Genomic DNA, 22,540 nt, shown 5'->3' with positions numbered 1-22,540 from the left:
GCCAGCGTTCAATCTGAGCCATGATCAAACTCTTCAATTTAAAAGTCTGATGCTCAAAGAAAAACGTCGTAATGAATTACGTGTTCACTCTGAGACTTGATACTGCAATAGTTTTTGCGATATCCCGCCCGTGAGTGCCCACACAGATTGTCTGATAAATTGTTAAAGAGCGTTGCGACCGGCGCTTCGTGCCGTTGTCGCGAGGTGGCGTATATTACGCTTTCCTCTTTCAGAGTCAACTTCTTTTTCAGAAGTTTTTCTCCGGCGATTCATCTTGCTGAACCGCTCAACACCGCGTGGCGTAAGCCGTTGTGCCGTGTCGATGGAGGCGCATTATAGGGAGTTCTCGACCCCTGACAAGTGCTAATTTCAACTTTTTTGCTGTTCGCTGAAATTTCGCGCAGAACGCCTATTTTTAACCCTGTTTTATGCGTTTCGGTAGCTCTGCAAGGCTATCTATTACCCAGTCGGCCAATTTCTCGCCTTCCGCAATAACCGGTTTACCGCTGCGTACTAATACTGTTGTGCCCACGCCTGCTGCTTTGCCTGCCTGAACATCATCGATTTTATCGCCAACCATATAAGAAGCAGCCATATCGATATTCAGCTCTTTCATTGCGCTAAGCAGCATACCGGGTTGTGGTTTACGGCAGTCGCATTGTTGGCGATAGCTTTCTACCGCAGCCTCAGGATGGTGTGGACAATAATAGATGCCATCCAAATCCACCTCTCTGTCTGCCAGCGACCAGTCCATCCACTCCGTGAGCTGCATAAACTGGTCTTCACTAAACATTCCGCGCGCGATACCGGACTGGTTAGTCACCAGCACCAGCGCGTACCCCATTTTCTTCAGTTCCTGCATCGCCTCAATGGCGCCATCAATAAACTGAAAAGCATCAATCTCATGGACATAGCCATGATCCACATTTACTGTGCCATCGCGATCAAGAAATATCGCCGGGACTTTAGCCGTCACGTAGTAACTCCTGCTGCCTGATTTGTCGCTCAGTATCGCATGATTGCAATAAAAGAGAGAATGGCAGATTGAATCTCTCTGATTGATTTAGACGTCTGGATGCCTTACCATCCGTTTCAAATTTTGTCGCGATAGTAAGACAAAAGAAAAAACACCACGGACAACTTCACCGCAACAGATAACTAATAACTCAATGATAAAACTTTCCAATATTACTAAAGTCTTTCAGCAGGGCGCGCGCACCATCACTGCGTTGTCAGACGTTAGCCTACACGTGCCCGCAGGACAAATTTATGGCGTTATTGGCTCATCAGGCGCGGGTAAAAGTACGCTTATTCGCTGCGTTAACCTGCTTGAGCGCCCTACGTCCGGCAGCGTTCTGGTTGATGGACAGGAACTCACCTCGCTGTCAGAAAGCGAGCTTACGCTGGCCCGCCGTCAAATCGGCATGATTTTCCAGCATTTTAATCTGCTGAACTCGCGCACCGTTTTTGGCAACGTGGCGTTGCCGCTTGAGCTGGATAACATGCCACGCGCAACGATCAAAGCTCGCGTGACGGAGCTGCTCGATCTGGTCGGCCTTGCCGATAAGCATGACGCCTGGCCTGCTAACCTTTCCGGAGGTCAGAAACAGCGCGTTGCTATTGCGCGTGCGCTGGCAAGCAGCCCGAAAGTACTGCTGTGTGATGAAGCCACCAGCGCGCTTGATCCGGCCACCACCCGAGCCATTCTTGAACTCTTAAAAGATATTAATCGCCGTCTTGGCATTACCATTCTCTTGATTACGCATGAGATGGATGTGGTAAAACGCATTTGCGATCAGGTTGCGGTCATCAGTAATGGTCAGCTGATTGAAAAAGACAGCGTCAGCGAAGTTTTCTCTCATCCGAAAACGCCGCTGGCTCAGCAATTTATTCAGTCCACGCTGCATCTTGATATTCCTGAGGACTATCAGCAGCGTTTACAGGCGCAGTCAACTGCTGACAGCGTGCCTCTTCTGCGGCTGGAGTTTACCGGTCAGTCGGTTGATGCACCGCTGTTGTCGGAAACCGCACGCCGCTTTAACGTTAATAACAATATTATCAGCGCCCAAATGGATTACGCTGGCGGCGTGAAGTTCGGCATCATGCTGACGGAAATGCACGGCAGCGAGCAGGAGACCGAAGGCGCAATTGCTTATTTACAACAGCATCATGTAAAAGTAGAGGTATTAGGGTATGTCTGAGGCAATGATGTGGTTACTGGGTCGCGGCGTTTGGGAAACGCTGATGATGACCTTTGTCTCTGGCTTTTTTGGCTTTGTGCTGGGTCTGCCGGTTGGCGTTCTGCTTTATATCACCCGCCCGGGTCAGATCATGGCCAATAATAACCTGTATCGGGTCTTATCCGCGCTGGTCAATATTTTCCGTTCGATTCCTTTTATTATCCTGCTGGTCTGGATGATCCCTTTTACCCGCGCCATTGTTGGCACCTCAATTGGGCTACAGGCCGCTATCGTTCCGTTGACCGTTGGCGCTGCGCCTTTTATTGCGCGTATGGTTGAAAACGCTCTACTGGAGCTGCCTACCGGCCTGATTGAAGCTTCCCGTGCCATGGGCGCAACGCCGATGCAGATTATTCGTAAGGTTCTGCTGCCGGAAGCCTTGCCGGGGTTGGTAAATGCGGCCACTATTACATTGATTACGCTGGTCGGCTATTCTGCAATGGGCGGTGCCGTAGGCGCTGGCGGCTTAGGGCAGATTGGTTACCAGTACGGCTATATCGGTTATAACGCCACAGTAATGAATACCGTTCTGGTATTACTGGTGGTCCTGGTTTATCTCATACAATTCTGTGGCGACCGCATCGTTCGTGCTGTCACACATAAATAAGTCACCTCAATACTCTCTATTAAGGAAAGGATATGTCTTTCACGTTGAAAAAGATTGCCGCTGTGGGAGCGCTGCTCGGTGCTATGGCGCTGGCAGGATGTGGTCAGGAAGAGAAAGATCCTAACCATGTTAAAGTTGGTGTTATTGTTGGTGCCGAACAGCAGGTTGCTGAAGTCGCGCAGAAAGTGGCGAAAGATAAATATGGTCTGGACGTTGAGCTGGTCACCTTTAATGATTACGTGCTGCCTAACGAAGCATTAAGCAAGGGCGATATTGATGTTAACGCCTTCCAGCATCAGCCCTACCTTGACGCGCAAATCAAGGATCGTGGCTATAAACTGGTAACCGTAGGCCACACTTTTGTTTATCCAATCGCAGGTTACTCGAAAAAGATTAAATCACTGGATGAGCTGCAGGAAGGCGCGCAGGTTGCCATTCCGAACGATCCTACTAACCTTGGCCGTTCACTGCTGCTGCTGCAAAAAGTGGGTCTGGTTAAGTTAAAAGAGGGTGTAGGCCTGCAGCCGACCTCTCTGGATATTATCGAAAACCCGAAAAAGCTGAAGATTGTTGAGCTGGAAGCGCCGCAGCTGCCGCGCTCGCTGGATGACGATCAGATCGCGCTGGCAGTGATTAATACCACCTATGCCAGCCAGATTGGCCTGACGCCAACCAAAGACGGCATCTTTGTGGAAGATAAAGATTCTCCTTACGTGAACATTATTGTTGCGCGTGAAGACAATAAAGATGCAGAAAATGTGAAGAAGTTTGTTCAGGCATATCAGTCTGACACTGTCGCAGAAGCGGCGAATAAAATCTTCAATGGCGGTGCGGTTAAAGGCTGGTAATACGGCTCAGGCTCAGGATTTTTAGTTAATCATCTGCCCTTAACATTGCGTTACCCATCTCGATCAGGCGGCCCGCTGATTTACCGGTTATAAGCTTTATGCTTGCGGTCAAATCAGCCGGGCCGCCTTTTTAACGTTTAATCAAATGTTATCGCAACTTGTCATTTAACTGATTGCTTGTTTCAATAACGCCAATTTTTAGAAATGAGGATAATTCGATGCGCGCGTTACCGCTTTGTTTGTTGGCGCTTTCGCTGACAGGTTGCTCTTTGCTACATAAGCCTTATAAGCCCATTACCGCGCCCGAAGCCCGGCCAACCACCACGGAAACGCATGCTCGTCCAGCAGTGCGCCCTGCGCCGGTGAAGCTCTATACCGATACAACTGAGCTGCTAAGTAATCCTTTCCGGGATTTAGGCGAGGTATCGGGCGATGATTGCCAGACCAGCCGCCAGGACTCGCCGCCAAACATTAATACCGCACGTAAACGTATGCAGATCCGCGCATCTTATATGAAAGCTAACGCGGTACTGTTACATAAATGTGAAATCGTTAATGAAAGCAAAGGCTGCTATCGCCAGGCGATCTGCCAGGGCACGGCGCTAAAAGTAACCGGTAAATGAGTCAGTTTTCTTTCGCGCAGATTGGCGTGATTAAATCACCGTGGAAAGAGAAGTTCGCGGTACCACGGCAGCCGGGCCTGATTGAAGATGGCGGCGGCGAATTGCATTTGCTTCCTCCCTATAATCAACCGGAAGCGGTGCGCGGCCTGGAAGCGTTCAGTCATCTGTGGCTGCTGTTTGTTTTTCATCAAACCATGGAAGGCGGCTGGCGTCCAACGGTACGCCCTCCGCGCCTGGGTGGTAATACGCGCATGGGCGTATTTGCCACCCGCTCAACCTTCCGGCCCAATCCGGTTGGCATGTCGCTGGTTGAGCTGAAAGGCGTACGCTGCCAGAAAAGCCAGGTGATCCTTGAGCTGGGCAGCCTTGATTTGGTTGACGGCACGCCAGTTGTTGATATCAAACCCTATCTGCCTTTTGCCGAAGCGATTCCGGCTGCGCGCGCCGGTTTTGCCCAAAATGCCCCTTCAGCAGAGATGCCGGTGCGCTTTTCAGAGCGCGCGCAACAGCAGTTGCATAATAACCAACAGCGTTATCCTCAGCTGGCGCGTTTTATTAGCCAGGTGCTGGCACAGGATCCGCGTCCAGCCTATCGCAAAGGCGAAGAGCCAGAGCGTGAATATGCCGTCTGGCTGCTTGATTTCAACGTGCGCTGGCGCGTAACCGCTGAAGGCACCGAGGTGCTGGCGCTCGATCCGCGCTAATTTGTTCTCGCTCTCTTTTGAGGTGCATCACTCGCTGGTACACTAACCGCCACTATTTTCAGGTCAATCTTTGACTATTTTCCGCCCAAACTGGAATCTTACAGATGCGTACTACTCAATATCTGCTCTCCACGCTTAAAGAGACGCCGTCCGATGCCGAAGTGATCAGCCATCAGCTGATGCTGCGTGCCGGGATGATTCGTAAACTGGCCTCAGGCCTCTATACCTGGCTGCCGACGGGCTTACGCGTACTAAAAAAAGTTGAAAACATCGTGCGCGAAGAGATGACTAACGCCGGTGCGATTGAAATCTCTATGCCGGTAGTACAGCCAGCCGACCTGTGGCAGGAGAGCGGACGTTGGGAGCAGTACGGTCCTGAGCTGTTGCGTTTGGTGGATCGTGGCGATCGCCCGTTTGTGCTGGGCCCAACGCACGAAGAGGTGATCACCGACCTGATTCGCAACGAGCTAAGCTCTTACAAGCAGCTGCCGCTGAATCTGTTCCAGATCCAGACCAAATTCCGTGATGAAGTGCGCCCGCGTTTTGGCGTAATGCGCTCACGTGAATTTATCATGAAGGATGCTTACTCCTTCCATACCTCTCAGGAATCGCTGCAGGAAACCTACGAGGCGATGTATCGCGCCTACGGTCAGATCTTCAGCCGTATGGGGCTGGATTTCCGCGCGGTACAGGCAGATACCGGATCTATCGGCGGCAGCGCATCGCACGAATTCCAGGTGCTGGCGCAGAGCGGTGAAGATGACATCGTCTTCTCAACCGAATCGGATTACGCGGCGAATATTGAGCTGGCGGAAGCCGTTGCGCCAGCCGGTGAGCGCCCTGCCCCTGCGCAGTCGTTAGAACAGATTGATACGCCTGATGCAAAAACTATCGCCGAACTGGTTGCGCAGTTTAATCTGCCCGTTGAAAAAACAGTCAAGACGCTGATAGTTAAAGCCAGCGAAGAGAGTGGCCACCAGCTGGTTGCGCTGCTGGTGCGTGGCGATCATGAACTGAACGAAATCAAAGCGGAAAAAGTGGATATCGTGGCTGCGCCGCTGGTGTTTGCTACTGAAGAAGAGATCCGTGCCGCAGTTGGTGCCGGTCCGGGTTCACTGGGTCCGGTTGGCCTGACATTGCCGGTAATTGCCGATCGCACCGTTGCCAAAATGAGCGACTTCAGCGCGGGCGCGAATATCGACGGCAAGCACTTTATCGGGATCAACTGGGGCCGCGATCTGGCCGAGCCGCTGCAGGTTGCCGATCTGCGCAAGGTAGTGGAAGGCGATCCCAGCCCGGACGGCAAAGGTACGCTGCTGATCAAGCGCGGCATCGAAGTGGGTCATATCTTCCAGCTGGGCACCAAATATTCGGAAGCGATGAAGGCTGCGGTGCAGGGCGAAGATGGCCGTAACCAGACGCTGACCATGGGCTGCTACGGTATTGGTATCACCCGCATAGTGGCAGCGGCAATTGAGCAGAACCATGACGATCGCGGCGTTATCTGGCCTGCGGCGCTGGCACCGTTCCAGGTCGCGATCCTGCCGATGAACATGCATAAATCTTTCCGCGTGAAAGAGTTGGCGGAAGAGCTGTACGCCACGCTGCGTGCGAAGGGTATCGAGGTACTGCTTGACGATCGTAAAGAGCGTCCGGGCGTGATGTTTGCCGATATGGAACTGATCGGGATCCCGCATACCATCGTGCTGGGCGATCGCAACCTGGATAACGACGAGATCGAATATAAAGCGCGTCGTGCCGGTGAAAAACAGATGATCAAACGCGACCGTATTGTGGATTTCCTGGTCGACGCGATCCAAAGCGAGAAATAATCCCCTGCCGTAACGTTACGCTAAAAACCCTGAAACCCGGCCTACCGGTGAGTAAGGGTTTTTAGCCCATGACCTGCTCCCCGTTTATTATTAGCACTTCATTTTCCTGTAGCATCAATCTTGCGCAGCATCTCTATTACACGCCTCGTATCACTATAAAAATATTCCATTGTAGTAAGATACAGAATGCGACTCTTATCAAAACCTTTGGTTCTAAACTGATACTGTAACCCCGGTGCGCATACTAATGCTTTAGCCTTATACATTAACTCATCAATATCGCTATAACTATCGTCCAGATGGGCCTGCCAGGACATATTTTCCTCTTTTAACTGCGCCGATAACGCCTTAATAAATTTTTCCTCAGGCGGATGGAAAGAGAACACAGAAGGAGAGGGGCAGTAACCTCCGCCTAAAACCGGCGGTGCCGCGTAAACCATAATAACTATGTCCATATTCTGCAAGTCCTTATTTACTTTGAAAATTAGATGTTTATACCCTACTCAAAAGATACTTTTTAATTAGTTGAAAAGTTAATGAAAGCTGAGCATCTATAAATTGAAAATTAAAAAATAGCCATTGAATACCTTACAATATAAACATTGAAATGCCAACCGAAGCATTCGGTGGTAACGACCAAACCATTATATAAAAAGAGAAATTATTTTATGAAAAAAAGAACGAAGTATTAAAAGAAATTAAAAACGAAGCTCAATTAAGGCAAGTTTCCGGAGGTTATAACCCAGGGCCGTCTATGATCTGGGGAGCAATAATGAGCGGGATATTTAATGGGAAGTTCAGTTGTTCATGGCCGGGGGATTTTTACTCGCCTTCTAAGCCTGGCAAAAACGCAGGTTTTGGTTCTAGTCCTATTTGTACTTCACGATAAATAAACACAAACAAAGGCATATTTAAGCATTATATGCCTTTAACCAGAGGTTATAATGGAAAATTTAACGTTGTTAAATCAAAGAAATTATAACAAATTTCTTTTAGAATCAACGCAACTAAAAAGTTGGTTCGAGCAAATAAGTTTAATAAAAGAAATAAACTGCAGCTCAATTAATAAAACCAATAAAATAGCAAAATTAAAAAAAAAGCAAATGAAAGTTTTACTTAATGATGAACTGACAACACTAACGGCTATCATTATAGTAAAAAACGAAGAAGATAATATTGTTAAATGCATAGAAAGTATAAAAAATTACGTAGAAGAGCTAGTAATAATTGACACAGGCTCTACTGATAACACATTAAATTTAATCGCTACTTACCAGGGCGATAAAGTTAAGGTTTTCACAAAACAATGGGAAGATAATTTTTCACAAATACGGAATTATGCAAAATCAAAAGCGACAGGGAAATGGGCATTTTATATAGATGCTGATGAAACTGTGATGCCAACCCATAAATTTACTTTATTTAAAAAACTACTCCGTAAATTTGAACTGCTAGATTTAAATGAGACAATTGCAATTTGTCCTGTAATCATCGATCACAATAATCATAAATCTGTTGGCGTTAGAAGATGCTTTTATAATAGTGAAAATTTTCATTATTTTGGCCACGTGCATGAGGAACTGCGCAAACTGAATGGATTACTTAATCAAGTTACCTTAGATATAAATATTAGACATGAAGGATATAAGAACGAGGTTTTAAAAAATAAAGAAAAGGTAAAAAGAAACATAAGCCTCTTGAAGAAAACAATAAAAAAAGAACCAAGCGAAATAAGGTGGAAGTATTTTTACTGTCGTGATGGAGCTGGTTACTTACCTGACGAGGAAATAGAAACAATGGTTAAGGATTGTATTTTATACAACCCCCGAAACGCTATCACTAAAAGAAACATCATGGCAAACCAATATAGTTTCCATTTTATGGTTATTTTAGCAGAGATCATGCTAAGAAAAGGTGACTGTCTTAACTTAATGAAGTTATCAAAGCAAATGTTTCATTTAAATGAGGATAAAAGCAATTATTTATATTACTCAACCATGTCGCTAGTTATGCAGCGACGAAATGATCTTATGGTTAAATTAGAAACCTTAAGCAGCTATCGAGAAAAAGATAAACTAATCCACTATGGTATGTTACATAGCTCAGGATACCATATCGATATCGCAATCCTTATTTTATTGATTGAGTGTGGTTTCTATGATAAAGCACAGAAATTTCGCAATGCTCTGGAAGAGGAATTTCCACCAATATCATCTATCCTCGAAAAGTACAGATTTGCTGATGATTAATTTCATCAGCAATTATCTCCAGGTATTGCTTTCAATCATAATTACAATCTTGGTTGTTACGATCTAAAATATTTAAAACTACACCACCTTTCCCCGTAGCGCTTTGGTATTACTGCGCTGCGCTTTGCCCTCCAGCCTGCGTCGTTTGGACGCCAGCGTCGGACGCGTGGGACGCCGGGTTTTCTCCACCACGGTAAGCTCGCGAATCAAATTTTCCAGCCGCTTCAGCGCCGCTTCGCGGTTCATCTCCTGGCTGCGATACTCCTGCGCCTTAATGATCACCATTCCTTCGGGCGTAATCAGATGATGGCTGGCGCTAAGCAGGCGCTCTTTATAAAAATCGGGCAACGATGAAGCACGGATATCAAAGCGCAAATGGATCGCCGTTGAGCTTTTATTGACGTGCTGGCCGCCTGCGCCCTGGGCTCGTATAGCCGTGATGTCCAGTTCGCTGTCGCTGATGGTGACGTTACGTGATAGTACAATCATAAAAATTTACCGTTGTGCTGCCCATCTTTAGAAGATTCATTGATATGGGCGCATTGTTTGCTGTAACCGATAACGTAGAGTGTGACTTGCTAACGCTTCAGGTCAATACTTATTGTCTACGGATAAAACGCTGTGAACCGCTGATTTCCCGCAGAAGGCTATGTTATAGTCGCTGGAGTCAGAGATTTACGCTCTGGAAGGAGGTGCATGTGCAGAAATATTGTGATTTGGTTCGTCAGAAGTACGCTGAAATCGGCGGCGGCGAACTGGGATACGTGCCCGACGCCATAGGTTGCGCGTTAAAAACACTGAATGAGATAGCGGCTAATTCTGCGCTAAACTCTTCTGTCAGGGAACAGGCGGCTTATGCCGCTGCAAACTTATTGGTGAGCGATTATGTTGACGAATGAAGCCTACAAACCGATCAATTGTGACGATTACGATAGTCTCGAACTCGCCTGCCAAAAACAGTGGTCACTGGTTCTTGAACTCAAGAATGGTGAACAGCTTAAGGTACAAGCGCAGGATATGATCACGCGTAAAAACGTAGAATATCTGGTGGTTGACCTGGCCGGTGAGGTGCGCGAACTGCGCCTTGACCATATTGCCAGCTTTAGCCATCCCGAGCTGGGCACCGTTGTTGTCAGCGAGTCGGATTAACCCTTTGGGCGGGCTTTCCCGCCCTTTGGCTTCACGGCTTTAACGACTGATAATACGCGGCTAAATCGGCCATATCCTCATCGCTTAACCCACTGACAAACGCTTTCATCACTTCCGCCTGTCCACCGCTACGCTCCCCTTTCCTGTAAGCCTGCAGCGCATGCTGTAAATAATCGGCATGCTGACCGGCCAGATTGGGATACAGCGAAACAGAAGCTTTACCTTCTGCGCCGTGGCACGCCTGACAGGCGGCAGATTTTTCCTGACCGGCAGCAGCGTTACCGGCCGCCAGCGCAGGCGCGGTAAAACAGGCCAGCATCAGTATCAACAGGGCTTTCATCTTTTATTCTCCCTTTCACGAAGCCAGGCAATGCGCCAGGCATTTCCCGCCATAGCGCTGCCTTCGCGGCAAACAAACGTATTCAGTGCGGCAATAAGCGTCTCATTGTAAAAAATCAGCGGCGTGCTTTCACGTTGCCACGGCGGCACGTCACACTCCTGCCACAGTTTTTTGATCGATCGATGGCCGCTGCGTCCCTCGATGGCGAAACGGCCCTGCGCCTGAAAGCGTACCGTAACCGTTTCATCTGCGCGGGGCGGGCGCACTTCCGTACCGCTTTCCGCCAGTTGCAGTATGCCAAGATCGTGCGGGAGAGGGAGCGGCCTGGTCACCTCTGTCCAGGGTAAAATCAGCGCGCGTACCGATGGCCTTAACGGCAGCCAGTAGAGCTTCTCACGATAGCGCCGTATTTCATGATCTCCCAACCGCAGACGCGGCGCGGCATCTTCCCGTGCATTGATCACTTCCAGCCACAGACGCCGGATCGCATCCCGCGAGGGCATTTGACCGCCGCAGCCGGCAATCCAGCGCCGCAGCAGCGCAGCGCGACGTGCTTCGCTCATGGCAGCAAAGCCATCGATGCGCAGTGCGCCATCCGGCTCTGTTCGCGCCGCCAGCGACTCCGCCAACAGCTCATCCAGCAGTTGCTCCTGCTCGCCGCACAGCGCCGCGCTGCGGGCAACGGCGACGGCAAAATGCGGCCAGCGCTCGCTCAGTGTCGGTAATATCCGCTGGCGCAGAAAGTTACGGTCATAGCGCGTATCCTGATTACTTTCATCTTCAATCCAGCGCAACTGATACTCTTCAGCCCACTTTTCCAGCTCAGCTCGCTGACGCGAAAGCAGCGGACGCAGCAGGCGATGTGCGCCTAACATCAGGCGCACGGGCATCGCGGCCAGGCCAGCAGGCCCGCTGCCGCGCTTCAACGCCAGCAGCAAGGTTTCGCATTGATCGTCAAGGTGCTGCGCCGTCACCAGGGCTTCTCCGGTGCGCAAACTGTCGCGAAAAGCCTGATAACGCCCTTCGCGCGCCGCGCCTTCAATGCCGCTGTCGCGTCCGTCAACCTTGATCGCCACGACCTCCAGCTCAACCTGCCACGCTTCACAAACGGCCCGGCAGTGCTGCACCCAGCTATCGGCACAGGGGCTTAATCCGTGATGAATATGAATTGCGCGCAACTGTAACGTTGGCTGTCGCTGGCGCAACAGGGTTAACTGATGCAAAAGAACGGTAGAGTCCAGCCCGCCGCTGAACCCCACCAGCAGCCGCTGTTCACCGGCCAGCTGCTGTTCAAGTTGTGCAAGCTGCGTCATGAAAAACCTATTGGCAGGCGGCCATCAGAGCGATGACCGTAAAAACGGTTATTTTAAGCCTGGTATAACTCTAGCGGCAAATTATCCGGATCGCTGAAAAAGGTAAAGCGCTTGCCGGTGAGAGGATCGATGCGAACGGGCTCGCAGGCTACGCCTTTTTCCGTGAGTAACTCACAGGCGCGATCGATATCATTCACTGCAAACGCCAGATGGCGTAAGCCGCAGGCTTCCGGGTGACTAATACGAGCCGGCGGCGTCGGGAAAGAGAACAGCTCAATCAGATACTCTCCATTCAGCGCCAGATCGCCTTTCCATGAATCACGCGCTTCGCGATAAACTTCCTGCTGCAGCGTAAAGCCAAGAATGTCGCAGTAAAATGCCTTGCTGCGCGCATAGTCGCTGGCAATAATCGCAATATGATGAACCTTCTTGATATCCAGCATAGCTTCTCCTTGATCTATCTTACTGCAGCACCCTACTCACTCATGGATGCTGAAGCAAGACGGCATAATCTGCAAGTTAGCGCACAGTATCCGGCTCATGCTGTTTAAGGACGCGTACCAGATAGCGCCCATCCTCGGTGAGCTTGGCGCCGTGGATATCGGTTTCAAAACCAGGATAGTGTTGGCCAATGGCACACAGCATCAGCAGGAAGTCGAGCACCGCACGGCTGGATTCAGTAATCATCTCTCCCGGCATCACCAGCGGCACGCCCGGCGGATAAGGCAGAATCATGTTGGCCGAAACGCGCCCGATCATCTGGTCAATCTCCACGGTTTCTACCTCTCCTTTTACCTGTAGCTGAAACGCCCGATGCGGTGTCATTTTCATCTCCGGCAGCACATCAAACGCTTTCAGCATCAGGCGCGGCAGATCGTGTTGGTGGATCAGTTGATGAATGCCCTGTGCCAGCGTCTGGATCCGCATATTGCGATAGAAATCGGGATCTTCGGCATAGAGATCCGGCAGGATATTTTTCACCCGTAGATTAAGATCGTAGGCACGCTTGAAGTCCAGCAGTGCACGCAGCAGCCCCATTGCCCGGGTTTTGTCGATGCCGATACTGAACAGAAACAGCAAATTATACGGGCCGGTTTTCTCTACCACGATACCGCGTTCATCAAGAAACTTGGCCACCAGCGCCGCCGGGATCCCTTCTTCCGCCATTTCACCCTGTTCACTCATGCCGGGCGTCAAAATGGTTACCTTGATCGGATCGAGATACATATGATCGCGATCGGCATCAATAAAACCATGCCACGCTTCTTCACCCGGCTGGATCGGCCAGCACTCTGCTTCTTCTATGCCGTCTGGCTGCCAGATATCGTAAAACCAGCTATCGGACTCTTCGCGCAGCCGCTGGATTTCGCGGCGGAAATGCAGCGCACGCTCAACGGAACGGTTAATCAGCCGACGTCCCGGATTACCACGCAGCATGGCGGCCGCCGTTTCGATAGAGGCGACAATCGAATAGTTCGGCGAGGTGGTGGTATGCATCATATAGGCTTCGTTAAAGGTCTGTTCATCGTAGTCGCCTTTAATATGAATCAGCGAAGCCTGCGAATATGCCGCCAGCAGCTTATGTGTAGACTGCGTTTCATAAATCACCTTGCCTGGCGTGCGCTCGCCGCTCATCCCGCTCTTGCCCGCATAGATGGGATGAAAATTGGTATAAGGCACCCAGGCGGAATCAAAATGAATCGAAGGCACATCCAGCGTTTCTTTGATGTAGCGGGTGTTATACAGCAGACCATCGTAGGTGGAGTTGGTGATCACCGCATGTACCGGCCAGCTGGCATGTTCGGTTTGCGCCACCTTCAATGCAATGCTGTCACGCATAAACTCCCGCTTAGGAATACCGCCGAGAATGCCCAGCGCATTACGTGTCGGCTTCAGCCAAATCGGCACGATATCGCTCATCATCAGCAGATGCGTCAGCGATTTATGGCAGTTGCGGTCGATAAGCACCGTGCTGCCTGCAGGCGCAGCGTACATACCGACGATTTTGTTTGAGGTTGAAGTGCCGTTGGTCACCATATAACTTTGCTCGGCACCGAAAGTGCGGGCGATATACTCCTCTGCTTCCAGATGCGGGCCGGTGTGATCAAGCAGCGATCCCAGCTCGGTAACAGAAATAGAGGTATCCGCCTTCAAGGCGTTAGGGCCGTAAAAGTCATAAAACAGCGTGCCGACTGGGCTTTTTTGAAAAGCGGTGCCAGCCATATGGCCAGGCGTGCAGAAAGTGTATTTCCCTTCCTTCACATAGTTAAACAGCGCTCGCGTCAACGGCGGCGTAATATTGTCGATATACTCATCGGTATACTGGCGGATACGCTGGGCGATATCCTCTTCGACACCAAGCGCATATTCAAAGAACCACAGCGCCATGCGCATTTCGTGAATGCTGATATCCATGGTGGAGTGGGTATTAATAAAGGCGTAGAGCGGCAGGTATTCGTTAAGCTGATTAATTTCGCTGCAGAGATCCAGGCTATATTCATCCCAGTCAAAAATAATGCCGCAAACCCGTGGATTATGCTCAATTAGCTTAACCAAATCGTTGGCGTCTTTGGGATAGATAAGATCGAACCCCTTGCCGATCAGCGCCTGATGCAGCTGGCGAATCGGTTCATCTTTATAAAAAGCGTTATGCGGTCCCATTATCGCAATGATATTCAATTCGCACCTCCTGGTGATGAGCGATAAAGAATAAGCATAGCGGATAGCACAGAAGGGGTTAGAGCAGACCCGCCGGATAGCGGGTCTGGAAAAGCATAACCAAAGTTAGCTGCGATCGTAGACGGTTTCAGTCGGCGCGTTCTGGCGTACCGAGGCGATGCCGTTTAAAGCGCCCTGTTTGCTGGCATACATCTCGCTTACCGCAATGATTTCATGATTGCCGGCGCGCAGCACAAAATACCAGGGCTGTGGCGTCTCTTTGTCTGATTTATGTATTTCGTAATATCCCATTTTAACTCCCGTTATTGATGTTTATTTCCTGACTGTTCAAACTCAGCCATCGCTGCGTGAAAAACAATCAATAACCGAGGCTTTATTGAGAGAAATCGTTTTGTCGTAAAAGTAAAAAAGGCGACCCGAAGGCCGCCTTGTTAATAACCTGAATAAAATTACGCGTAACCGTAGTTCATCAAGCGATGATAACGACGGTTCAACAACTCTTCGGTATTCAGACCGTCCAGATCGGCCAGGTCAGCCAGCAACTGCGCTTTCAGCGAAGCCGCAATCGCCAGCGGATCGCGATGTGCACCGCCCAACGGTTCAGGAACGATAGAGTCGATCAGATCCAGCTCTTTCAGTCGCGGCGCGATAATGCCCATCGCTTCAGCGGCCAGCGGCGCTTTATCGGCGCTCTTCCACAGGATTGAGGCACAACCTTCCGGTGAAATAACTGAATAGGTGCTGTACTGCAGCATATTGACCTTATCGCCAACGCCAATTGCCAGCGCGCCGCCGGAACCGCCTTCACCGATAACGGTACAGATAACCGGCACTTTCAGGCCGGACATTTCACGCAGGTTGCGTGCAATAGCCTCAGACTGACCGCGCTCTTCCGCGCCAACGCCCGGATAAGCACCCGGCGTATCGATAAAGGTAATGATCGGCATCTTAAAGCGCTCGGCCATTTCCATCAGGCGCAGCGCTTTGCGATAGCCTTCCGGTGCCGGCATGCCGAAGTTACGACGAATCTTCTCTTTGGTTTCACGGCCTTTCTGATGGCCAATGATCATAACCGGGCGTCCGTCCAGACGCGCTATGCCGCCGACAATCGCTTTGTCATCCGCATAGGCGCGATCGCCTGCCAGTTCATCAAAGTCAGTAAACACGTTACGGACATAGTCCAGCGTGTAAGGACGTAACGGATGACGCGCCAGTTGCGCGATCTGCCATGCGCCCAAATCGGCGAAGATTTTACGGGTCAGCTCAACGCTTTTCTCGCGCAGACGCTGGATCTCTTCATCCAGATTAATATCGTGTTTTTCATCCTGACGGCCAACCGACTTGAGGGAGTCGATTTTCGCCTCCAGTTCTGCAATTGGCTGTTCAAAATCCAGGTAATTAAGACTCATAATGTTCCTGTTTTAGTCAAACTCCAGTTCCACCTGCTCCGATCCTATCAGCGATCGCAGGTCATTAAGCAAACGATCGCAGGGAGATACGCGCCAGGCTGCGCCGAAACGCAGCTTAGCCCGCGCATCCGCTCTCTGATAGTAGAGATGTACCGGAATTGTCCCCGAACGATGGGGTTCCAGAGACTGACGGAGACGGTTTAAAAGCTGGTCATCAATTTGCCTGTCCGTCAGCGAGATAGCAAGTCCGCGCGCGTATTTTTCACGTGCCTCATCGATATCCATAATTTCGCGAGCGGTCATTTTAAGCCCACCGCTAAAATCATCAAAGCTGACCTGTCCGCTGACGATCAGGATACGGTCTTTTTCCAGCAGCTGCTGGTATTTATCAAGCGCATCTGTGAACAACATCACTTCCAGACGACCAGAACGGTCATCCAGCGTGCAGATGCCAATACGGTTACCGCGTTTAGTGACCATCACGCGGGCCGCCACCACCAAACCGGCCGCGGTCGTTATCTTACCGCGCTCGGTTGGGTGCATGTCTTTCAGGCGTACGCCACCTACGTAGCGCTCAATTTCTTTCAGGTACTGGTTGATCGGATGGCCGGTGAGATAGAGACCCAACGTCTCGCGCTCGCCATCCAGCTGCACCTGTTCCGGCCACGGCGTAATGCTGGCGTAGGACTGTTCCACCTGCTCCGGCTCTTCCGCCAGCACGCCAAACATATCCGCCTGACCGATCGCTTCCGCTTTCGCATGCTGATCCGCTGCCTTCAGCGCATCGCCCAGTGCGCTCATCAGCGCCGCGCGATGCGGCCCCAGACGGTCGAAAGCGCCGGACATAATCAGCTTTTCCATGACCCGACGATTGATCTTTTTCGGATCGGTGCGCGCGCAAAGATCGAACAGCTCACGGAAATAGCCATCTTTATTACGTGCTTCGATAATCGCTTCAATCGGGCCTTCGCCGACGCCTTTAATTGCGCCGATGCCATACACGATTTCACCGTCGTCGTTGACGTGGAACTGATAGAGGCCGGAGTTAATATCCGGCGGCAGCACCTTCAGCCCCATGCGCCAGCACTCATCCACCAGGCCCACCACTTTTTCGGTGTTGTCCATATCGGCAGTCATAACCGCCGCCATAAACTCAGCCGGATAGTGCGCCTTCAGCCACAGCGTCTGGTAGGAAACCAGCGCATAGGCGGCGGAGTGTGATTTATTGAAGCCGTAACCGGCGAATTTTTCCACCAGGTCGAAGATTTTCATCGACAGCTCGCCGTCGATGCCCATGCTTTCCGCGCCTTCTTTAAACACGGAACGCTGTTTGGCCATCTCCTCCGGCTTTTTCTTACCCATGGCACGACGCAGCATATCTGCGCCGCCCAGCGTATAACCCGCCAGTACCTGGGCAATCTGCATGACCTGTTCCTGGTAGAGAATAATGCCGTAGGTCGGCTCCAGTACCGGTTTCAGAGATTCATGCTGCCACTGAATATCAGGATAGGAGATCGCTTCACGACCATGTTTACGGTCAATGAAGTTATCTACCATGCCTGACTGCAGCGGACCTGGACGGAACAGCGCCACCAGCGCGATCATATCCTCAAAGCAGTCCGGCTTCAGGCGTTTAATCAGATCTTTCATGCCGCGCGATTCAAGCTGAAACACCGCCGTGGTTTCTGCGCGCTGCAGCATATCAAAACTTTTTTTATCTTCCAGCGGAATCGCGGCGATATCGATCGGCGGCTCGCCCTGCTTCGCCCGACGCGCGTTGATCATCTCCAGCGCCCAGTTGATGATCGTCAGCGTACGCAGGCCAAGGAAGTCGAACTTCACCAGCCCGGCATATTCCACATCGTTCTTATCAAACTGGGTGACCGGATACTGGCCGTGCTCATCGCAGTAAAGCGGCGCAAAGTCGGTGATTTTAGTTGGCGCAATTACCACGCCGCCGGCGTGTTTACCGGCGTTGCGCGTTACCCCTTCCAGCTTGCGCGCCATATCGATCAGCGCCCTGACCTCTTCATCCGCCTCGTAGATTTCCGGCAGCTGCGGTTCGGCAGCAAAGGCTTTCTCCAGCGTCATACCCGGATCGGGCGGCACCAGCTTAGAGATACGGTCAACAAAGCCGTAGGGATGTCCCAGCACGCGGCCTACGTCACGGATAACCGCTTTCGCCGCCATGGTGCCGAAGGTGATAATCTGCGAAACCGCATCACGGCCATACATCTCAGCAACGTGCTCAATCACCTGATCGCGCTTCTCCATACAGAAGTCGACGTCGAAGTCAGGCATTGATACGCGTTCCGGGTTCAGGAAGCGTTCGAACAGCAGGTCGAACTCCAGCGGATCGAGATCGGTAATTTTCAGCGCATAGGCCACCAGCGAACCGGCACCTGAACCACGTCCCGGGCCGACCGGGATACCGTTATCTTTCGACCACTGGATAAATTCCATGACGATCAGGAAGTAACCAGGGAAGCCCATCTGGTTAATAACGTTAAGTTCAATCTCCAGACGTTCATCATATTCCACGCGCTTCTTCGCCCGCTCTTCCGGATCGGGGAAAAGAAATTCCAGACGCTCTTCCAGCCCTTCACGCGAGCGCTTTACCAGAAAATCTTCGGTGGTCATATCGCCGGTCGGGAACTGCGGCAGGAAGTACTCGCCCAGCCGCACCGTTACGTTACAGCGACGGGCAATCTCCACGCTGTTTTCCAGCGCTTCCGGGATATCAGAAAAGAGCTCGCACATCTCCTCAGCGCTGCGCATATACTGCTGCGGGCTGTAATTGCGGGGGCGCTTGGGATCGTCCAGCGTATAGCCGTCATGGATCGCTACACGAATTTCATGCGCGTCGAAGTCATCCTCATTGATGAAGCAGACTTCATTGGTTGCCACCACGGGAATGCCTTCGGCAATCGCCAGTTCAACGGCGGCGTGCAGATAGCTTTCTTCATCCGGACGTCCGGTTCGGATCAGCTCCAGATAATAGCGATCGGGGAAGTGTTGCTGATAAAAGGCCAGACACTGCGCTACCAGCGCCTGATTGCCGCGCAGCAGGCTGCGTCCGACATCGCCACGTCGCCCACCGGAGAGCAGAATCAGCCCTTCCTGATGTTCGGCCAGCCAGTCACGATCGATGGTCGGGCCTTCCGGGCCGTAGCCGCGCTGATAAGCGCGTGAAATCAGCAGCGTGAGATTCTGGTAGCCCGCATTATTCATCGCCAGCACGGTAATCTGCGACAGCTCATCGCCCATCAGTTCGCAGGCGACAAGAAAATCAGCACCAATAATCGGTTTAATCCCTGCGCCGTGCGCCGTGCCGTAAAACTTCACCAGCCCGCACAGGTTGGTAAAGTCGGTGATTGCCATTGCCGGCATTCCGAGAGCCGCTGCCTTTTTCACCAGCGGACCGGTTTTCGCCAGTCCATCGACCATCGAATAATCGCTGTGGATACGCAGATGAATAAAACGTGGTTCGGCCATCTTTACTTTCCGGTTAACTGCAGCAAAGCGCGCTTAACGCGCGCGATTGGCGGTGAGATTAGTCACTTCGATGTCCAGCAGCGCATTGCGCACTGGAGCAAAACTACGACGATGGTGCGGCGTAGCACCATGCTCCGTCAACATCGCCAGATGTTGTGCGGTGGGATAACCTTTATGCTGGGCAAAGCCGTACTGCGGAAAAACCACATCCAGCTCGGCCATTTCGCGATCGCGCGTCACTTTGGCGATAATCGACGCGGCGCTGATTTCCGCTACCAGGCTGTCGCCTTTTACTACCGCTGCGGACGGCATCGGCAATTCAGGACAGCGATTGCCGTCAATCAATACATAGTCAGGCGTGACGGCCAGACCGGCCACCGCGCGCTGCATCGCCAGCATAGTGGCATGCAGAATGTTTAGCCGATCAATCTCTTCCGGTTCGGCACGGCCCAGACTCCAGGCCAACGCTTTTTCACGGATTTCATCATACAGCGCCAGCCGACGCTTTTCGCTCAGCTTTTTCGAGTCCGCCAGCCCAGCGATCGGTTGGGCTGGATCCAGGATCACTGCCGCCGTAACCACCGCGCCGACCAGCGGCCCGCGTCCAACTTCATCAACGCCGGCAATAAGCCGCGCGTTGGGATAAATAAATTCAGCCATGCGCCAACTCCAGTACGGCCTGAGCCGCTTGTTCATCGGCATTCCAGCGGATCTGCTGGTGCAGCTCAGTAAAGGTTGCCAACAGCCTGTTGCGCGTTTCACCCTGCGCCAGCAAGGGTTCCAGCGCTGCGGCCAGCCGTTCGGGCTGACACTCATCCTGAAGCAGTTCCGGCACCAGTTCGCGCCCGGCCAGCAAATTAGGCAGCGAGACATAGTCGGTTTTGACCAGCCGCTGCGCCAGCCAGAAGGTGAAAGGCTTCATGCGATACCCCACCACCATTGGACATTTTGCCAGCATGCACTCCAGCGCCGCCGTCCCGGAAGCCAGCAGCGCCGCATCGCTGGCAATCATCGCCTCGCGGCCCTGACCATCCAGCAGATAAACCGGTAGCTCAGGAGCCACCGCAGCTTTGATCTGTTCAAACTGTTCACGTCGACGGGCATTCACCAACGGCACCACGATTTCCAGCTGCGGCCATTTTTCCCGCAGCCGCTGCGCCGTCTTGAGAAAATCAGCGCTAAGCATTTCAACTTCCGCTTTACGCGAGCCCGGCAGTAAGGCCAGGCAGAGCGTCTGTTCGTCGATGCCCAGCGTGCGACGCGCTGCGGTTTTATCCGGCTGCAGCGGCATCGCATCCGCCATGGTATGCCCGATAAAACGACAGGGAACCTCAAAGCGATCGTAAAACGCTTTTTCGAACGGCAGGAAGGCCAGCACCAGATCGGTAGCGCGACCGATCTTGAAGACCCGGTTTTGCCGCCATGCCCATACTGAAGGACTGACATAATGAATAGTGCGGATCCCGCGCTGTTTCAGCCGCCCTTCAAGGGTAATGTTAAAATCGGGCGCATCGATGCCTACAAAGACATCAGGCTTAAGCGCGGTAAAGCGGCGGGTTAAATCACGACGAATTTTTAACAGGCGCGGCAGGCGCTCCAGCACCTCAACGATGCCCATCACCGCCAGCTCCTCCATGTCGTACCAGCTCTCGCAGCCTTCCGCCAGCATGCGCGGACCGGCCACGCCAACAAAGCGGGCGTCAGGATGTTTGGCTTTAAGCGCGCGAATTAAACCGGCACCAAGAATATCGCCGGAGGTTTCTCCGGCGACAAGGGCAATCGTTAAAGGACGAGCAGCCATGGGTTAACGAATCAGACCTCGCGTTGAGCGGGCAAAGAAGTCGTAAAACGGCTTAACCTCAGCGTGCTTCTCAGCCAACGCTTCGATTTCCGGCTTCACTTCATCCAGCGTCCTGCCGCTGCGATATAGCAGTTTGTAGGCGGCACGAATCGCATGCAACGCTTCTTTATCGAAACCGCGACGTTTAAGGCCTTCAATATTGATGCCAAACGGCGTGGCGTGGTTGCCCTGCGCGATAACGTAAGGTGGCACATCCTGCGCCACGCCAGAACAACCGCCCACCATAACGTGCGCGCCGATAATACAGAACTGATGCACCGCCGTCATGCCGCCAATAATGGCAAAGTCATCCACCGTAACATGTCCGCCCAGCGTGGCGTTATTGGCGAAAATACAGCGGTTGCCAATAATGCAGTCATGAGCGATATGCGCATTCACCATCAGCAGGTTATCGCTGCCGATGCGAGTCACGCCGCCGCCCTGCATCGTGCCACGATGAATGGTCACGCTTTCGCGGATGCTGTTACGATCGCCAATTTCAACGCGTGTTGGCTCACCAGCATATTTCAGGTCCTGGTTCACCTCACCAATAGAAGCGAACTGGGTAATAATATTGTCTTTACCGATGCGGGTATGTCCGTTCACCACCACGTGGGATTTCAGGACGGTACCTTCACCAATTTCAACATTTGCACCGATATAGCAAAAGGGGCCAATGTGGACACGGGCACCAATGATGGCGCCCTCTTCGACGATAGAACTCGGATGAATTACGGCAGTTGCATCAATCACGTATTATGCCTCCCGGCTTCGGGCACACATCATGGTCGCTTCACAGACAATTTTACCATCTACGGTAGCCACGCCTTTAAAGCGCGTCAGACCACGACGGGTTTTTTCGAAAGTAACTTCCATTATCATCTGATCGCCCGGTACCACCGGACGCTTAAAGCGCGCTTCGTCAATTCCGGCAAAGTAGTACAGCTCACCCGGCTCAAGTTTACCAACGCTTTTAAACGCCAGAATACCTGTCGCCTGCGCCATCGCCTCAAGAATCAAAACGCCTGGAAAAATCGGTTTACCAGGGAAGTGTCCCTGGAAAAACGGTTCGTTAACCGAGACGTTTTTCACCGCACGCAGATATTTATGCTCTTCGAACTCCAGGACACGATCGACCAGTAAAAACGGATAACGGTGCGGCAGTAGTTCTAAAATCTCTTCAATATTCAGAGTATGAGTTTCAGTAGTCAA

At 51.7% G+C, this 22,540-nt stretch carries 23 protein-coding genes; 9 read left to right on the top strand and 14 right to left on the bottom strand.

Annotated elements, in window-relative coordinates; genetic code table 11:
• Window positions 1–415: 415 nt before the first annotated feature.
• Window positions 416–976: a D-glycero-beta-D-manno-heptose 1,7-bisphosphate 7-phosphatase gene (gmhB, locus tag ACQE3Y_RS16915; protein ID WP_426974551.1), complete on the bottom strand. Its 561-nt coding sequence runs from the start codon at window positions 974–976 to the stop codon at window positions 416–418.
• A gap of 193 nt (window positions 977–1,169) precedes the next feature.
• Between gmhB and metN the strand changes: the two genes are divergently transcribed.
• From metN to proS, 6 genes are all read left to right on the top strand, one after another.
• Complete coding sequence (gene metN / locus ACQE3Y_RS16910; protein ID WP_250651904.1) at window positions 1,170–2,201, top strand: methionine ABC transporter ATP-binding protein MetN; 1,032 nt, start codon at window positions 1,170–1,172, stop codon at window positions 2,199–2,201.
• Window positions 2,194–2,847: a methionine ABC transporter permease MetI gene (locus ACQE3Y_RS16905; protein ID WP_085067893.1), complete on the top strand. Its 654-nt coding sequence runs from the start codon at window positions 2,194–2,196 to the stop codon at window positions 2,845–2,847. The genes metN and ACQE3Y_RS16905 overlap by 8 nt, the downstream gene beginning before the upstream one ends.
• A gap of 32 nt (window positions 2,848–2,879) precedes the next feature.
• On the top strand, window positions 2,880–3,695 hold the full coding sequence (locus tag ACQE3Y_RS16900; RefSeq protein WP_426974550.1) for a MetQ/NlpA family lipoprotein: 816 nt from the start codon (window positions 2,880–2,882) through the stop codon (window positions 3,693–3,695).
• Window positions 3,696–3,913: 218 nt separating this feature from the next.
• On the top strand, window positions 3,914–4,318 hold the full coding sequence (gene rcsF, locus ACQE3Y_RS16895) for an Rcs stress response system protein RcsF (RefSeq protein WP_250651902.1): 405 nt from the start codon (window positions 3,914–3,916) through the stop codon (window positions 4,316–4,318).
• On the top strand, window positions 4,315–5,022 hold the full coding sequence (gene tsaA / locus ACQE3Y_RS16890; protein WP_426982131.1) for a tRNA (N6-threonylcarbamoyladenosine(37)-N6)-methyltransferase TrmO: 708 nt from the start codon (window positions 4,315–4,317) through the stop codon (window positions 5,020–5,022). Before rcsF ends, tsaA begins: the two co-directional genes overlap by 4 nt.
• Before the next feature lie 104 nt (window positions 5,023–5,126).
• The gene (gene proS / locus ACQE3Y_RS16885) at window positions 5,127–6,854 is read left to right on the top strand and encodes a proline--tRNA ligase (RefSeq protein ID WP_426974547.1); all 1,728 of its coding nucleotides are present in this window, start codon (window positions 5,127–5,129) and stop codon (window positions 6,852–6,854) included.
• Window positions 6,855–6,952: 98 nt separating this feature from the next.
• Here proS and ACQE3Y_RS16880 read toward each other — a convergent pair whose 3' ends face one another.
• Window positions 6,953–7,309, bottom strand: coding sequence for a hypothetical protein (locus tag ACQE3Y_RS16880; RefSeq protein ID WP_426982130.1), 357 nt, complete (start codon window positions 7,307–7,309; stop codon window positions 6,953–6,955).
• A gap of 489 nt (window positions 7,310–7,798) precedes the next feature.
• On the opposite strand from ACQE3Y_RS16880, the gene ACQE3Y_RS16875 reads away from it, so the two are divergent.
• Window positions 7,799–9,103 (top strand): glycosyltransferase family 2 protein, encoded by a 1,305-nt coding sequence (locus ACQE3Y_RS16875; protein ID WP_426982129.1) that lies wholly within the window; start codon window positions 7,799–7,801, stop codon window positions 9,101–9,103.
• 78 nt (window positions 9,104–9,181) lie between these two features.
• On the opposite strand, the gene arfB is transcribed toward ACQE3Y_RS16875, so the two are convergent.
• Window positions 9,182–9,592 carry an alternative ribosome rescue aminoacyl-tRNA hydrolase ArfB gene (gene arfB / locus ACQE3Y_RS16870; RefSeq protein ID WP_426982127.1) on the bottom strand — a complete coding sequence of 137 codons (411 nt, stop codon included), beginning with the start codon at window positions 9,590–9,592 and terminating at the stop codon, window positions 9,182–9,184.
• Between the two features lie 209 nt (window positions 9,593–9,801).
• On the opposite strand from arfB, the gene ACQE3Y_RS16865 reads away from it, so the two are divergent.
• Together ACQE3Y_RS16865 and rof are read left to right on the top strand one after the other, a co-directional pair.
• Window positions 9,802–10,002 carry a YaeP family protein gene (locus tag ACQE3Y_RS16865; RefSeq protein ID WP_165786514.1) on the top strand — a complete coding sequence of 67 codons (201 nt, stop codon included), beginning with the start codon at window positions 9,802–9,804 and terminating at the stop codon, window positions 10,000–10,002.
• Complete coding sequence (gene rof / locus ACQE3Y_RS16860; protein WP_085067900.1) at window positions 9,989–10,252, top strand: Rho-binding antiterminator; 264 nt, start codon at window positions 9,989–9,991, stop codon at window positions 10,250–10,252. The genes ACQE3Y_RS16865 and rof overlap by 14 nt, the downstream gene beginning before the upstream one ends.
• Before the next feature lie 31 nt (window positions 10,253–10,283).
• On the opposite strand, the gene ACQE3Y_RS16855 is transcribed toward rof, so the two are convergent.
• The 11 genes from ACQE3Y_RS16855 to fabZ all read right to left on the bottom strand — a co-directional run bounded on the left by ACQE3Y_RS16855 (window position 10,284) and on the right by fabZ (window position 22,540).
• Window positions 10,284–10,592, bottom strand: coding sequence for a c-type cytochrome (locus ACQE3Y_RS16855; RefSeq protein ID WP_426982126.1), 309 nt, complete (start codon window positions 10,590–10,592; stop codon window positions 10,284–10,286).
• Window positions 10,589–11,905, bottom strand: coding sequence for a tRNA lysidine(34) synthetase TilS (tilS, locus tag ACQE3Y_RS16850; RefSeq protein WP_426982125.1), 1,317 nt, complete (start codon window positions 11,903–11,905; stop codon window positions 10,589–10,591). Before tilS ends, ACQE3Y_RS16855 begins: the two co-directional genes overlap by 4 nt.
• Before the next feature lie 53 nt (window positions 11,906–11,958).
• Window positions 11,959–12,348, bottom strand: coding sequence for a VOC family protein (locus tag ACQE3Y_RS16845; protein ID WP_085067903.1), 390 nt, complete (start codon window positions 12,346–12,348; stop codon window positions 11,959–11,961).
• Between the two features lie 76 nt (window positions 12,349–12,424).
• Window positions 12,425–14,584: a lysine decarboxylase LdcC gene (locus ACQE3Y_RS16840; protein WP_426982124.1), complete on the bottom strand. Its 2,160-nt coding sequence runs from the start codon at window positions 14,582–14,584 to the stop codon at window positions 12,425–12,427.
• A gap of 105 nt (window positions 14,585–14,689) precedes the next feature.
• A complete protein-coding gene (locus ACQE3Y_RS16835; RefSeq protein WP_426982123.1) occupies window positions 14,690–14,875 on the bottom strand; it encodes a YegP family protein in 186 nt (61 codons plus the stop codon).
• 158 nt (window positions 14,876–15,033) lie between these two features.
• Window positions 15,034–15,993: an acetyl-CoA carboxylase carboxyl transferase subunit alpha gene (gene accA / locus ACQE3Y_RS16830; RefSeq protein ID WP_250651893.1), complete on the bottom strand. Its 960-nt coding sequence runs from the start codon at window positions 15,991–15,993 to the stop codon at window positions 15,034–15,036.
• A 12-nt stretch (window positions 15,994–16,005) separates the two neighbouring features.
• Window positions 16,006–19,488: a DNA polymerase III subunit alpha gene (dnaE, locus tag ACQE3Y_RS16825; RefSeq protein WP_250651892.1), complete on the bottom strand. Its 3,483-nt coding sequence runs from the start codon at window positions 19,486–19,488 to the stop codon at window positions 16,006–16,008.
• Between the two features lie 33 nt (window positions 19,489–19,521).
• The gene (gene rnhB / locus ACQE3Y_RS16820; RefSeq protein ID WP_426974536.1) at window positions 19,522–20,148 is read right to left on the bottom strand and encodes a ribonuclease HII; all 627 of its coding nucleotides are present in this window, start codon (window positions 20,146–20,148) and stop codon (window positions 19,522–19,524) included.
• Window positions 20,141–21,289, bottom strand: coding sequence for a lipid-A-disaccharide synthase (lpxB, locus tag ACQE3Y_RS16815; RefSeq protein WP_426982122.1), 1,149 nt, complete (start codon window positions 21,287–21,289; stop codon window positions 20,141–20,143). The genes rnhB and lpxB overlap by 8 nt, the downstream gene beginning before the upstream one ends.
• Window positions 21,290–21,292: 3 nt before the next feature.
• Complete coding sequence (gene lpxA, locus ACQE3Y_RS16810) at window positions 21,293–22,081, bottom strand: acyl-ACP--UDP-N-acetylglucosamine O-acyltransferase (RefSeq protein ID WP_426982121.1); 789 nt, start codon at window positions 22,079–22,081, stop codon at window positions 21,293–21,295.
• 3 nt (window positions 22,082–22,084) lie between these two features.
• Window positions 22,085–22,540: a 3-hydroxyacyl-ACP dehydratase FabZ gene (fabZ, locus tag ACQE3Y_RS16805; protein WP_038628041.1), complete on the bottom strand. Its 456-nt coding sequence runs from the start codon at window positions 22,538–22,540 to the stop codon at window positions 22,085–22,087.

Source organism: Pantoea sp. FN0305, from assembly GCF_050113845.1.
Taxonomy (GTDB): domain Bacteria; phylum Pseudomonadota; class Gammaproteobacteria; order Enterobacterales; family Enterobacteriaceae; genus Mixta; species Mixta alhagi.
Note: the sequence above shows the minus strand (reverse complement) of the source record. Positions and strands in the feature narration are given on the sequence as shown.

Coding starts and splice junctions, on each gene's coding strand:
- metN (WP_250651904.1), top strand. CDS start 1,170: ATGATAAAACTTTCCAATATTACTAAAGTCTTTCAGCAGGGCGCGCGC.
- ACQE3Y_RS16905 (WP_085067893.1), top strand. CDS start 2,194: ATGTCTGAGGCAATGATGTGGTTACTGGGTCGCGGCGTTTGGGAAACG.
- ACQE3Y_RS16900 (WP_426974550.1), top strand. CDS start 2,880: ATGTCTTTCACGTTGAAAAAGATTGCCGCTGTGGGAGCGCTGCTCGGT.
- rcsF (WP_250651902.1), top strand. CDS start 3,914: ATGCGCGCGTTACCGCTTTGTTTGTTGGCGCTTTCGCTGACAGGTTGC.
- tsaA (WP_426982131.1), top strand. CDS start 4,315: ATGAGTCAGTTTTCTTTCGCGCAGATTGGCGTGATTAAATCACCGTGG.
- proS (WP_426974547.1), top strand. CDS start 5,127: ATGCGTACTACTCAATATCTGCTCTCCACGCTTAAAGAGACGCCGTCC.
- ACQE3Y_RS16880 (WP_426982130.1), bottom strand. CDS start 7,309: ATGGACATAGTTATTATGGTTTACGCGGCACCGCCGGTTTTAGGCGGA.
- ACQE3Y_RS16875 (WP_426982129.1), top strand. CDS start 7,799: ATGGAAAATTTAACGTTGTTAAATCAAAGAAATTATAACAAATTTCTT.
- arfB (WP_426982127.1), bottom strand. CDS start 9,592: ATGATTGTACTATCACGTAACGTCACCATCAGCGACAGCGAACTGGAC.
- rof (WP_085067900.1), top strand. CDS start 9,989: ATGTTGACGAATGAAGCCTACAAACCGATCAATTGTGACGATTACGAT.
- ACQE3Y_RS16855 (WP_426982126.1), bottom strand. CDS start 10,592: ATGAAAGCCCTGTTGATACTGATGCTGGCCTGTTTTACCGCGCCTGCG.
- tilS (WP_426982125.1), bottom strand. CDS start 11,905: ATGACGCAGCTTGCACAACTTGAACAGCAGCTGGCCGGTGAACAGCGG.
- ACQE3Y_RS16845 (WP_085067903.1), bottom strand. CDS start 12,348: ATGCTGGATATCAAGAAGGTTCATCATATTGCGATTATTGCCAGCGAC.
- ACQE3Y_RS16835 (WP_426982123.1), bottom strand. CDS start 14,875: ATGGGATATTACGAAATACATAAATCAGACAAAGAGACGCCACAGCCC.
- accA (WP_250651893.1), bottom strand. CDS start 15,993: ATGAGTCTTAATTACCTGGATTTTGAACAGCCAATTGCAGAACTGGAG.
- dnaE (WP_250651892.1), bottom strand. CDS start 19,488: ATGGCCGAACCACGTTTTATTCATCTGCGTATCCACAGCGATTATTCG.
- rnhB (WP_426974536.1), bottom strand. CDS start 20,148: ATGGCTGAATTTATTTATCCCAACGCGCGGCTTATTGCCGGCGTTGAT.
- lpxB (WP_426982122.1), bottom strand. CDS start 21,289: ATGGCTGCTCGTCCTTTAACGATTGCCCTTGTCGCCGGAGAAACCTCC.